This window comes from Pseudoscardovia radai, assembly GCF_002259605.1.
Taxonomy (GTDB): Bacteria; Actinomycetota; Actinomycetes; order Actinomycetales; family Bifidobacteriaceae; genus Pseudoscardovia; species Pseudoscardovia radai.
This window is the reverse complement of the sequence record NZ_MWWR01000008.1, coordinates 32,988-45,695: the sequence shown is the minus strand read 5'-3', so window position 1 is coordinate 45,695 and position 12,708 is coordinate 32,988. Positions and strand designations below refer to the sequence as shown.

Genomic DNA, 12,708 nt, shown 5'->3' with positions numbered 1-12,708 from the left:
TATTGGTTTCCCTTCGGGCAGGCACGTGATCTTTTCTCCATCAACGGCCTGTCTGTGATTCTCTCGGAATACGCGGCAGAACACCGCGGACCCATGAAAGACTCATGAATCACTTGTTACTTTACACGACGGAGACAAACCGTTCCCAACCCAATGGGGAATTCACGGTGAGCAGCCGGCACCATCGTGGCCATGGTGATATCGCAGCCACGGCGACATCGACGGCGCGACTCCGTCATGCTCACGGCACCATCGCCGGCGTAGCAGAACGAAGAAGGCTTCCGATTTCTCGGAAGCCTTTCGGAATCGTGTCCGGAGCGGGACTTGAACCCGCACGGTCGTTTAAAAATGACCACTAGCACCTCAAGCTAGCGCGTCTACCATTCCGCCACCCGGACATTTTCTGTTTTCTTGGCTGCGCTCCTTGGCGCAACAGTTGAATAGAATACCACCGCTCACGATTGTCGCAACTTACGGCGTGTCGCGCGCTTTTGTGCGGTTTCCGGCCTTGCCTACAATGATGTTCGCAATGCACGTCATCCGTCTTCGAAGGAGCCTCATGCGCATCATCCACGTCTCCACGCTCGACGACCCACGCCTCGCGGCGTACACCAGCCTGACCGAAATCCAGCTGCGAAATCGTCTGGAACCCGAGAAAGGCATGTTCATCGCGGAAAGCCCGAAGGTCATCGACCGCGCCCTCGACGCACATGTGGAGCCGTTGTCTTTCCTCGTCGAGGAGCCATGGCTCGAGGGCATGGGCCGCGAATTCGCGCAGGTGGACGCCGAATGGGGTCCCGACATCCCCGTGTTCGTCGCCTCCCCCGCCCTGCTCAAGCAACTGACGGGATACCGCATGCACCGCGGCGCCCTGTGCGCGATGCGCCGGTGGCCGCTGCCAAGCGTCGAGGATGTGGTGCGCGGCGCCCGACGCATTGCGGTGATGGAGAATATCGTGGATTTCACGAATGTCGGCGCGATCATGCGCTCGGCCGCGGCGCTGGGCGTGGACGCCGTGCTCGTCACGCCGTCATGTGGCGACCCGCTGTACCGCCGCGCCGCTCGCGTGTCGATGGGCACCGTGTTCCAAGTGCCGTGGACGCGCATCGGTTCGGATGTCCACGATTGGCCTGACAAGGGTCTGGCGCTGCTTCACGATTTGGGTTTCACGACGGTGGCGATGGCGCTGACCGACGATTCGATCAGCATGCAGGAGCTCACGCGACGGCTCGGCCTGCCCGAGGGCGACGCGCAGCGCATCGACCGCATCGCCCTCGTGTTCGGCACGGAGGGCGATGGGCTCAAGCACCGCACGATTGCGCGCACCGACCTCACGGTGAAAATTCCCATGTACCACGGGGTGGATTCCCTGAACGTGGCGGCGAGCACGGCCGTCGCGTTCTATGCCACGCAGCCGACGCAATAACACGCAATAAAAGCGAGGGTGCAGACACCTGATGCGTCTGCACCCTCCGTTGGGATCCATGCCGTGCCGAATCCGCAATCGTGTCAAAACCGTCGGCCTCAGTACTGGGGCAGGTTGCCGGGGTTGAAGCCGAGGGCGGCCATCTGCTCGGCGCCCTCGGGGGTCATCATGTCGACGTTCCACGGCGGGGTCCACGTCCAGTCGATGCGGAACTCGTCCACGAGGCCGGCGAGCACGGTGGCGCATTCGTCCTCGATCAGGGACGTCAGCGGGCATGCCGGAGTGGTCAGCGTCATCGTGATGATGGCGCGACCCAGGCTGTCGATCTCGATTCCGTAGACGAGGCCGAGGTCCATGACGTCCACGCCGAGCTCCGGGTCGATGACCTGGTGCAGCGCCTCCTTGACGTCGTCGGCCGTCGCGCGGCCGATGGAGTCGACCGCGGTGATGTCGACCTTGCCCTCCTGATGGTCGGCGGCGATGCGGCGCGCCTTGGCGCGCATATCCTCCGCTGTGGGCGCGGCGCCATCGGTCCCATCGGCTCCGGTCTCGCCGTCGGCCGCCGCATCGGCGGCACGCTCGCGCTGCTGCTGCGCCGCGTCGAGCAGCTGCCCGGTCGCCGCAGGGTTGCGCACGATGTTCTCCGCCGTCGATTCGTCACCCAGCGCGTTGTTGACGGCGCGCAGGATGGAATCATCGGGCTGGGGCACGAGGTTCGTTCCTCCCATGGCCCTTCTCCTTCCGTTGTATCTACATTCGGTGTTCTGGCCGTCTTACGATTGCGCCGCCCGGAAAGTCGCCGCGAACGGCGCCACCGGCTCTACGCCGTCGCGTCGAGGCGCGCAAGCGCCTGGGCCGTGGAGGCGCGCATGCCCTCCCAACCCAGCAGGGCGCATTTGATGCGCATCGGGTATTTCGACGCGCCCTGGAAGGCCACGGCGTCCTCGAGCTCGTCCATCTCCTCGTCCGAGTCGAGGCCTTTGCCGCGCGACTCCATGAGGCCATGGAACAGGTCGAACAGATGCATGGCCTCGTCAACCGTCTTGCCTTCCACGAGGTCATGCATGATCGACAGACTCGCCTGCGAGATGGAGCAGCCGTGGCCGTCCCACACCAGGCGCTCGATGCGGCGCGGGCCGCCGTCGGAGCCGTCGGTCAGCTCCACGCGCACGGTCGCCTCGTCGCCGCAGGTGGGGTTGAACTGGTGCGACTCGCCGGGCACGCAGTATTCATGCGTGACCTGGAACGTGGAGCTGCCGGACGCCCCGGCGGAACCGGCAGCGCCTCCGGCTTCGCCCGCCGCCCCGCGCGTGTCCTCGCTTTCGTCGGCCAGGTCGGGCGCGAAATGCTCGCTGCCGTTGCGTGCGCGGGAGGCCTCGAGAATAACCTCCTGGTACATCTGGTCCAGACCATCGGATTCAAAACCCATGTCGGTACGACCTTTCGAAAAATCGTCTGCAAAGCCATGCCGCGGGAAACGCCGCGACCCGAGAAATCCGCCTAGCGCCCGAGGAAATACTCGCGCACACCGCCGAGCACATCGAGCAGGCGCTGCACATCGTCCACGCTGTTATACACGCCGCAGGACACGCGGTTGGACGCGTACAGACCGAAATGCCTGTGCACCGGCTGCGCGCAGTGGTGTCCCACGCGGATGGCGATGCCCTGCGCGTCGACGAACTGCCCCACGTCATGCGGGTGCACTCCCTCGACGTCGAAGGCCACGGTTCCGATGCGGTCCTTCTCGTCGCGCGGACCCAGGATGCGGAAGCCGTCGAGGTCTCCGATGCGCAGCAGCTCGTGCGTGAGCGTGCGCTCGTGCTCGGCGATGTTTTCGACGCCGATCTTCATCATCCATTCGGCGGCCACGCCCGCGGCCACCACCTGCGCCACCGGCTGCGTGCCGGCCTCGAAACGCGCCGGCGGCTCCATATACTGCGCCGGACGGTCCATCCAGGCGAGCTCCACCATGGATCCGCCGAAATTCGCCGGCGGCAGCGCCTCGAGCAGCTCGCGCTTGCCATACAGGAAGCCCACGCCGGTGGGGCCGTACATCTTGTGCGCGCTCCAGCAGGCGAAGTCCACGTCCAGCGCCTTGACATCGACGGGGATATGCGGCACGGACTGGCACGCGTCGAGGATGAACAGCGCGCCCACCTCGTGCGCGCGCCTGACAAGCGTCGGCACATCGGTGATGGCACCCGTCACATTCGACACATGCGTCACGGCCACGATCTTCGTGGTTTCGTCGATGACCTCGTCCACGTTGTCGGTGCGCACGCGGCCGTCCTCGGTCAGGTCGAGCCAACGCAGCGTGGCGCCCGTGCGGGCGGCGAGCTCCTGGAACGGAAGAAGCACGGAATGGTGCTCCGCCTTCGACACCACGATGCTGTCGCCGGGGCCGACGGCGAATCGTTTCGCCGCCTCTCCCCCACGTCCCAGGCTCGCGTTGCCGATGGCGATGGCCAGCTCGTTGAGGCCGCCGGTGGCGCCGGGGGTCACGACGATTTCCTCGCCGCCCTCCTCGGCGTTGGCGTTGACCAGACGTGCCACCTGCGCGCGGGCGTGTTCGAAGGCCTCGGTGCTGCGCGCGGCGAGCTCGTGGGCGCCGCGGTGCACGCCGGCGTTGATGGTGCGGTAGAACTCGCTTTCGGCGTCGATGACGCATTCGGGCTTCTGCGCGGTCGCGCCGGAGTCGAGGTACACGAACGGATGTCCGTGGATCTCCTGGTCGAGGATCGGGAACTGGGCGCGGATCGCGTCGAAATCAACCATGCCTTTCACTGCTTTCTTACGATGGCTTTTACGATGGTTTCCTGACGATATGCGCGCCCCTACGCGAGGGCGGATTCCGTGCTTCCTTCGGGAAGGTACTTGTCGTAGCCTTCCTCCTCCAGCACGTCGGCGAGCTCGGGGCCGCCGGTCTCGACAACCTGGCCGTGGGCGAAGACGTGCACGACGTCGGGCTTGATGTACTTGAGGATGCGCGTGTAGTGGGTCACCATCATGATGCCCAGGCCCGTGTTCTCCTTGGCGCGGTTCACGCCCTCCGACACAATGCGCAGGGCGTCGACGTCCAGGCCGGAATCGGTTTCGTCGAGGATGGCGAACTTCGGCTTGAGCAGCTCGAGCTGCAGCACTTCGGCGCGCTTCTTCTCGCCGCCGGAGAAGCCCTCGTTCACGGAGCGCTGCGCGAACTTCGGATCCATGCGCAGGCGCTTCATGGATTCGCCGAGCTCCTTCGTCCATGTGCGGATGGACGGCGCCTTGCCCTGCACCGACGTGACGGCCGTGCGCAGGAAATTCGTCATCGACACGCCCGGCACCTCCACCGGGTACTGCATGGCGAGGAACAGGCCCGCCTTGGCGCGCTCGTCCGGCGTCATCTCGAGGATGTTCTCGCCGTCGAGCAGCGCCTCGCCGCCGTCGACCTGGTACTTGGGGTGGCCGGCGAGCGTGTAGGCGAGCGTGGACTTGCCCGAGCCGTTGGGGCCCATGATGGCGTGCGTCTTGCCCGACTCGATGGTGAGGTTGACGCCGTTGAGGATCTGCTTGCGTCCTTCCTTCGTCTCGACGGAGGCGCGGAGGTCTTTGATAACCAGGGTTGACATTTTTCGTTACTCCTCAGTGGACTGCGCCTCGTCGGAGGCGGCCTGGAACGTGTGGTCGGTCAGGGCTTCGTCGGCGGCGTCGATGGCCGCGGCATCGCCGGACAGGCGGGCGTCGAGCGCCGCCATCAGCGTGTCGGAGATCTGCGGGATGCCAATCTGCTCGACGAGTTCGCGGAAGAAGCCGTGCACGACGAGACGGCGCGCGTCGGCTTCGGACACGCCACGGGACTCGAGGTAGAACAGCTGCTCGTCGTCGAAGCGTCCGACGGAGCTGGCATGTCCCGCGCCCACGATCTCGCCGTTCTCGATTTCGAGGTTCGGCTCGGAGTCGGCGATGGCGCCGCGCGTGAGCAGCAGGTTGCGGTTGAGCTCGTAGGAGTCGGTGCCCGGCGCCTGCGGCTGGATCAGCGCGTTGCCCACCCATGTGCTGTGGGCACCGGCGCCGCTCAGAGCGCCCTTGTAGATGACGCGGCTCGTGCATTCGCGCTGGTTGTGCACCACCATCGTGCGGTGCTCGATATGCTGGTCGGATTTCACGAAGTAGATGCCGAGCATATCGGACTTGCCCTGCGGGCCCTGGAAGTCCTGGTCGAAGCGCAGGCGCACCACGTCGCCGCCGAGGGTGACGACGCTGTGGCGCAGCGTGGCGTTCTCGCCGATGGACAGGCGGTGGCCGCCGACGTGCTTGGAGCCGTCCTTCCAGTCCTGGATGGAGGTGACGGAGATGTCGGAGTCGCGTCCGGTCACGATTTCCACGACCTCGTCGAGGCGTGCGCTTCCCGTATGGGAGATGACGACGTCGCCGCGTGCGCCGGCGTCGGCCTCGATGACGATATGCAGCGCGTCGAGGCTCTCGGCGTCGTTTCCGACGACGGAGACGAGGACAGGCGTCTCGGTGACGCCGTGCAGGCGGATGACGAGCGCGCTGTCGACGCTCGCCCATTCCACGGCCTCGATGATGTCGGCCGGCTTGCCCACCGTGCCCATCGGCGCGGTGCCTTTCTCCACGGCCTCGACGGTCACGGTGTCGGGCAGCTCGGAGCCGTCGATCGCCTCGACGGACACCTCGCAGGAGCCGGAGGGCTCGAAGGGTGCGAAGAACTCGTTCAGGCGCTCGACGGGCGTGTAGCGGAAATCCTCCTGTTTGCGCGTCGGCTCCGCGTAGTCCTTCCACTCGAAGGAGCGCAGGGCGCGGTCGGCGCTCGACGGCATGAGCGCGGGCATGGCATACGGGTCCTTCGGATCGGCCACCGGCATGGTGACCTCGTGAATCGTCTTCTCGGATGCGTTCTGGGAATCTGCGTCGGACATCAGCCCACCGATCCTTCCATCTGAAGCTCCACGAGCCTGTTGAGCTCGAGGGCGTATTCCATCGGCAGCTCGCGCGAAATCGGCTCGACGAAGCCGCGCACGATCATTCCCATCGCCTCGTCCTCGCTCAGGCCGCGGCTCATGAGGTAGAAGAGCTGGTCTTCGGAGACCTTCGACACGGTGGCCTCGTGCGCCATGCGCACGTCGTCCTCGCGCACATCCACATGCGGGTACGTGTCGGAGCGGGAGAACTCGTCCACCAGAAGCGCGTCGCAGACCACGGAGGAGCTGGAGCCCTCCGCGCCCTTGACGATTTTCACCAGGCCGCGGTAGGCGGAGCGGCCGCCGGCGCGGGAGATGGACTTCGCCACGATTTGCGAACTCGTATGCGGTGCCAGGTGGATCATCTTGGCGCCCGTGTCCTGGTACTGGCCTTCCGATGCGAAGCTCAGAGACATCGTCGAGCCGCTGGCGTAGGGCTCGGCGAGGATGCACGCGGGGTATTTCATCGTGGCCTTGGAGCCGATGTTGCCGTCGACCCATTCCATCGTGCCGCCCTCGCGCACATAGGCGCGCTGGGTCACGAGGTTGTACACGTTGTTCGACCAGTTCTGCACGGTGGTGTAGCGCACGCGGGCGTGCGGCTCGACGAAGATCTCCACCACGCCGGAGTGCAGCGAGTCGGTGGAGTAGATCGGGGCCGTGCAGCCTTCCACATAATGAACGTAGGAGCCTTCGTCGGCGATGATCAGCGTGCGCTCGAACTGGCCCATGTTCGGCGTGTTGATGCGGAAGTACGCCTGCAGCGGAATGTCGACGTGCACGCCCTTGGGAACATACACGAAAGAGCCGCCGGACCACGCGGCCGTGTTGAGGGCCGCGAACTTGTTGTCGTTGCTCGGGATGCACTTGCCGAAGTACTTGCGCACGAGGTCGGGGTATTCGCGCACGGCCGTGTCGGTGTCGACGAAGATCACGCCCTGCTTGCGCAGGTCCTCCTGGATGGAGTTGTAGATGACCTCGGACTCGTACTGCGCGGCCACGCCGGAAACGAGGCGCTTCTTCTCGGCCTCGGGGATGCCGAGTTTGTCATACGTGTTTCTGATATCCGTGGGAAGGTCGTCCCATGTCTGGGCCTGTTTGTCGATCGGCTTGACGTAGTACTTGAAGTCATCCGCGTCGAAGCTCTTGAGGTCGACGCCCCACTGGGGCATGGGGCGGTTCACGAAGTCGCGATACCCCTGGAGCCTGTAGTCGAGCATCCACTTCGGCTCGTTCTTGTCGGCGGAAATGGCGCGGACCACGTCCTCGCTGATTCCCTTCTTCGCCGCCTGGCCCGCCGCGTCGGAATCATGCCATCCATAGGTATAATCCCCGAACTCGTTGATGATCTCGTCGTCCTGGCGGATCTTCTCCTCGTTCACTCGCGCACGGTCGGCCACATACTGGCTCATCTCCACGTCAGCAGCCTGTTTGCCGGCGTTCTCGGCCATATGCACCTCCTTATCGATGGGGCGCCGGCATCCGCCGGCCACCCCCGTCACTGACAGCCTACCCTAACAGCTCGCGGCCGGATTGGGAAGGGTCCGGCCGATTTTGCCGTGATTACGTCGTGCGCGAAAACCGCATCGCGGACATCGTGGAGGCGCGCGGAAACAAAGAAAAACAAAAAGGGCGCCTTCCTTCCGGAAGACGCCCTGGGAGCTAACCCTCGCTATTGCTGGATATGCACGGAGGTTCCGTACAGGCACCAGTTGTAGAACCATTCGGCCACGTCCCAGCCCAGGCCGACGCAGCCGTGCGACTCGGCACCCGAGGTGGGCACGTCGGCGTCGTTGATGGCGTAGGTGGAGTTGATGCGGTGGATGGCGCATCCCGAGTGGGAGAAGTAGTTGACGTACTTGACACCAGGGGCGTTCCACGATGTGGTGGAGCCGTTGGAGAGCGTCAGCGTACCCTTCATGTCCTGGGAGTCGAGCTTCCACCAGATGGTGAAGTCGCCGGTCGGCGTGCACAGGTCGCCGGTGCAGCTGCCGTCCGCGGCTATGCCGGCGCCGTCGGCGATGTTGAAGGTCTTGATGACCTGGTCGTTCTCGTACGCGTACAGCTTCTTGTCGGACAGGTCGATCACGACATGGCGCTTGGTCTGCGTCGTGTTCATCGGAGTCACGGTCGCGTCGATCGTGACGGTGCCCGAACCGTTGGCGAAGGCCTTGACGCCATCCGTGCCGACGTCACGGTCGCCGCCGTCGGCGACCGTGACGCCCGGATGTCCTTCGGAATTGGCCTGCAACACGTCGCCGTTGTTATTCACGATGACGTTGCGGTCCTCCTCGGTGGGCTGGTAGTTCGCCTTGATCTGGGTGTCGTAGTAGTCCTGCAGTTTGTCGGCGTCGAACACCACGTACCCGTTTCGGGTCTCGGTGCTCGACAGGTCTGCGTCCTGGTCGGGCTCGACGCGCATGCAGGCGGCAAGGGCGTCGGCGCCGAGCGTCGTGATGTCGCCGCCATTGCCGGCGATGGTGACCGGGCTGGCGATCAGCGCGTTCAGGGTGTCGGCCGCGGAGGAGGCGATGTCGTCGGTGACGCTCGGATCGATGTCCTCCACCTGGAGGCTCACCGGGGCCGGCGACGTGGCGTTGCCGCCCTTGATGGCGTCGATAAGCTCCTTGGCCGCGTCGGATGCGTTCAGGCCACTGCCCTGGGAGGCGGCGGTCGTCACGAACTGGCTGTGGTCGTCGTTGAGCACCACCGTGGCGTCGGTGCTCGGGGACGAGGCCACGCCGAGGGTGGAGCCGATGCCGGTCGGATCGGCCTCGGCCGGGTTGCCGATCTCGGGGGAGATATCGGCCTTCGTGGACGAGGCGTAGCGGCTGAAGAAGGAGTCGGAGCGCTTGGCGTCCATGGCCTGCTGCGCAATGGAATCGGCGTCGATCGTATAACCGAGGTCGGCCAGCGTCACATCGGCGGAGTCACCGTTGTAGCTGACGGTGACGGTCGTATCGTCGAAGGCCTTCTGCACCTGGTCGGAGATCTCGGACTGGGTTTTGCCCTGCACCGACACGCCCCAGACCGTCACGCCGGGAAGGGCGCGGTCCTTGTACTTCTGCGTGGTGCCGACGAACACGCCCACCGCGATGCCGACGAGCACGAGCAGAACCAGGAGAATCCACGGCCACACATGGCGGCGCTTCCTGGTCGCCGTCGCGGCGGCCTCGCCATCGGAGGCGGCGCCGGCCGTCGGGGCCGGGGCATCCGCACGGGTCGAAGCGGCATCGGACGATGCAGTCGCCGCAGCGGTTGCGAAACCGGCGGCGGGAGCCGCGGAATCCGCCACGGAGTAGGACGATTCCGCGCGGGGCACCGTATACGTCTGATCCGAGATGGAATCAAAGGAGACGGCGTTCTGCGCAGGCACGTCGGCGCCGGCGTAGACGTTGCCGAGCACCTGGGTCTCCGCGTCGGGGGACGCCGAGCGGCCGGGGACGGCGTATGCGCCGTCAAGCGGCTGCGATCCCGCGTAATCGGCGGAATCGTCGGCTACGAAACGCGGCGCCGGCTGCCATGCGGCGGCGGAACCTGCCGCATCGCCCGCGGCATCCGCCGCGCCATACGTCGCATCGAAACCGCCGCGCACGGCATCGTCCTGCCCCCCGGCATTCTGGCCCGCGGCATTCCGCTCTGCGCCGGAACCCGCCAGGAAATCGAAATCGTTCGATTCATCACCCATGCGTGTAGTGAACTCCTCTTCACATGAAACGCGCCATCCCCTTGCGGGGGCGCGCCAAATACAGAATTAGTTCCGATTCTACGGTTGTGCGCCGACACATGCAACCGATGCGAAGGTGACGCTGGTCACACGCCTCGCCGCCGGCCACCCGGACACACCGCACTACATGCCAGGACGCGCGGACGCGCGAACACCTGGATACGAAAGGCGGGGCGCCCCCGAAGGACGCCCCGCCATGGATGCGGATAAGAAGGTCTCGGCAACCGCCGCTGGCCTACTCGCCGATCTTCTGCTCGCTTTCGCGCTCGTGCTTGTGCTCGAGCGCCGCGGCCACGAGGCCCTTGAACAGCGGGTGCGGCTTGGTCGGGCGGCTCTTGAACTCCGGGTGCGCCTGCGTGCCCACGTAGAACGGGTGCACGTCGCGGGGAAGCTCCACGAACTCGGTGAGCTCGCCGTCCGGGCTCGTGCCCGAGATGACGAGGCCGGCGTCCTCGAGACGCTGCTTGTAGTCCACGTTCACCTCGTAGCGGTGGCGGTGGCGTTCGCTCACGTTCGTCGTACCGTACAGCTGCGCGACGAGGGAGCCTTCGCGCAGCACGGCCGGGTAGGCGCCGAGGCGCATCGTGTGGCCCATGTCGCCGCCCTGTTCGACGTACTTCTTCTGCTCCTCCATCGTGGCGATGAGCGGATGCTCGCACTCCGGGTTGAACTCGGTGGAGTCGGCGTCCTCGATGCCCATGACGTCGCGCGCGTATTCGATAACCATCGACTGCAGGCCGAGGCACAGGCCCAGGGCCGGCACCTTCTTCTCACGGGCCCAGCGCAGCGCGCCGATCTTGCCCTCGATGCCGCGGATGCCGAAGCCGCCGGGGATCACGATGCCATCGACGTCGCCGAGCTCGCGTTCGGCGCCGTCCATCGTGGCGCAGGAATCAGCCGGGATCCACAGCACGTTGACCTTCGCCCAGTTGCCGAAGCCGCCGGCCTTGAGGGCCTCGGTGACGGACAGATAGGCGTCGGGCAGGTCGATGTACTTGCCGACGATGGCGATCGTGACCTCCTCCTTGGGATGGTGCACGCGCTCGAGCAGGTCGGACCACTCGGCCCAGTCGACGTCGTGGAACGGAAGCTCGAGCTTGCGCACCACGTAGGCGTCGAGGCCCTCGTCGAAGAGAATCTTCGGAATGTCGTAGATCGAGTTGGCGTCGATGCAGTTGACGACGGCCTCCTCGTCCACGTCGCACATCAGGGAGATCTTGTCCTTGATGCCCTTGCCGAGCGGACGGTCGGAGCGCAGGACGAGGGCGTCCGGGCGGATGCCCAGCTGGCGCAGGCTCATGACGGAGTGCTGCGTCGGCTTGGTCTTGAGCTCGTGGGCGGAGGCGATATACGGCACGAGGGAGACGTGCACGAACATGCAGTTCTTCTCCCCCAGCTCGCGGCGCACTTCGCGCGCGGCCTCGAGGAAGGGCTGGGATTCGATGTCGCCGACGGTGCCGCCGATCTCGGTGATGATGACGTCCACCTTGTCGGAGGCCTGGGCGCGCATGCGGCTCTTGATCTCGTTCGTGATATGCGGGATCACCTGGACGCACTGGCCGAGGTATTCGCCGGCGCGCTCCTTGCGCAGCACGGACTGGTAGATCTGACCGGTGGTGACGTTCGCCTTCTGGGACAGCGGGACGTCGAGGAAGCGCTCGTAGTGGCCGATGTCGAGATCGGTTTCGGCGCCGTCCTCGGTCACGTAGACCTCGCCGTGCTGGAACGGGTTCATGGTGCCGGGGTCGACGTTGATATACGGATCGAGCTTCTGCTGGAGAACGCGCAGGCCGCGGCTGCGCAGGAGACGGCCGAGGGAGGATGCGGTCAGTCCCTTGCCGAGGGAAGACACGACGCCGCCGGTGACGAAAATATGCTTGGTGACGTGTTCTTGGGAGATTCCATTTTCAATGACCATGGAACTCCATAGTAACAGCCGAATACGACGAGGCGCACCCGTGTCGCGCCGCGTACCGGAGCCGCCCCGAAAGGCGGTTCGTGCACGCGGGCGGCGCGGATGCGCCAAGGCCCGGTTATGCGGTCAGCGGCGGGCTTGTTCAGTGGCGTCAGCTCAGTGGCGGGCCTTGAGAAGCACGGCGATGGATTCGATGGCCAGCTTGTAGCCGTAGAAGCCCATGCCGGTGATCGTGCCGGTGGCGATCGGCGAGATCACCGAGTACCGGCGGAAGGCCTCGCGCCCCGCCGGGTTCGAGATATGCACCTCGATCAGCGGCAGCCCCGCGTCGGTCACCTGCACCGCGGCGTCGCGCAGGCCGTAGCTGTAATGCGTGAACGCGGCCGGGTTGAGCACGACGGGCGTGCGGCGGTCGACGGCCTGGTGCATCCAGCCGATGACCTCGGCCTCGTCGTCGCTCTGGCGCACGTCCACCTCGAGGCCGTATTCGCGGGCCCAACCCACGCACAGCTGGCGCAGCGCGTTGAGGTCCTGCTTGCCGTAGACCTCGGGCTCGCGCACGCCGAGGCGGCCGAGGTTCGGTCCGTTAACCACCACGATTTTGTTCGCGGCGAAGTTCTGCGTTCCTGTCTGGATTGTCTGGGCCATGCGCCCCGTCCTTTCTGTGCTGTGGCTT

The 12,708-nt window shown here is 65.5% G+C and carries 10 protein-coding genes and 1 tRNA gene; 1 reads left to right on the top strand and 10 read right to left on the bottom strand.

Annotated features, from left to right (window positions below; translation table 11 throughout):
* Positions 1-309: 309 nt before the first annotated feature.
* Positions 310-398: transfer RNA gene (locus PSRA_RS05595), tRNA-Leu, on the bottom strand.
* Between the two features lie 161 nt (positions 399-559).
* Here PSRA_RS05595 and PSRA_RS05590 point away from each other — a divergent pair.
* Entirely contained in the window at positions 560-1,426 is an 867-nt protein-coding gene (locus tag PSRA_RS05590) for a TrmH family RNA methyltransferase (protein WP_094660922.1), read from the top strand.
* A gap of 98 nt (positions 1,427-1,524) precedes the next feature.
* Here PSRA_RS05590 and PSRA_RS05585 read toward each other — a convergent pair whose 3' ends face one another.
* The 9 genes from PSRA_RS05585 to PSRA_RS05545 all read right to left on the bottom strand — a co-directional run bounded on the left by PSRA_RS05585 (position 1,525) and on the right by PSRA_RS05545 (position 12,680).
* Positions 1,525-2,154, bottom strand: coding sequence for a metal-sulfur cluster assembly factor (locus tag PSRA_RS05585; RefSeq protein WP_094660921.1), 630 nt, complete (start codon positions 2,152-2,154; stop codon positions 1,525-1,527).
* 92 nt (positions 2,155-2,246) lie between these two features.
* Positions 2,247-2,855: a Fe-S cluster assembly sulfur transfer protein SufU gene (gene sufU / locus PSRA_RS05580; protein ID WP_245834917.1), complete on the bottom strand. Its 609-nt coding sequence runs from the start codon at positions 2,853-2,855 to the stop codon at positions 2,247-2,249.
* A 71-nt stretch (positions 2,856-2,926) separates the two neighbouring features.
* Positions 2,927-4,201 carry a SufS family cysteine desulfurase gene (locus PSRA_RS05575; RefSeq protein WP_094660920.1) on the bottom strand — a complete coding sequence of 425 codons (1,275 nt, stop codon included), beginning with the start codon at positions 4,199-4,201 and terminating at the stop codon, positions 2,927-2,929.
* 59 nt (positions 4,202-4,260) lie between these two features.
* Complete coding sequence (sufC, locus tag PSRA_RS05570) at positions 4,261-5,037, bottom strand: Fe-S cluster assembly ATPase SufC (protein WP_094660919.1); 777 nt, start codon at positions 5,035-5,037, stop codon at positions 4,261-4,263.
* Positions 5,038-5,043: 6 nt separating this feature from the next.
* Positions 5,044-6,348 (bottom strand): Fe-S cluster assembly protein SufD, encoded by a 1,305-nt coding sequence (sufD, locus tag PSRA_RS05565; RefSeq protein ID WP_094660918.1) that lies wholly within the window; start codon positions 6,346-6,348, stop codon positions 5,044-5,046.
* A complete protein-coding gene (gene sufB, locus PSRA_RS05560) occupies positions 6,348-7,841 on the bottom strand; it encodes a Fe-S cluster assembly protein SufB (RefSeq protein ID WP_094660917.1) in 1,494 nt (497 codons plus the stop codon). The genes sufD and sufB overlap by 1 nt, the downstream gene beginning before the upstream one ends.
* Positions 7,842-8,062: 221 nt before the next feature.
* Positions 8,063-10,078 carry a L,D-transpeptidase gene (locus PSRA_RS05555; RefSeq protein WP_094660916.1) on the bottom strand — a complete coding sequence of 672 codons (2,016 nt, stop codon included), beginning with the start codon at positions 10,076-10,078 and terminating at the stop codon, positions 8,063-8,065.
* Positions 10,079-10,352: 274 nt separating this feature from the next.
* Positions 10,353-12,035: a CTP synthase gene (locus PSRA_RS05550; RefSeq protein ID WP_094660915.1), complete on the bottom strand. Its 1,683-nt coding sequence runs from the start codon at positions 12,033-12,035 to the stop codon at positions 10,353-10,355.
* A 153-nt stretch (positions 12,036-12,188) separates the two neighbouring features.
* Positions 12,189-12,680, bottom strand: a complete 492-nt coding sequence (locus tag PSRA_RS05545) for a type II 3-dehydroquinate dehydratase (protein ID WP_094660914.1) — start codon at positions 12,678-12,680, stop codon at positions 12,189-12,191.
* Positions 12,681-12,708: the final 28 nt, after the last annotated feature.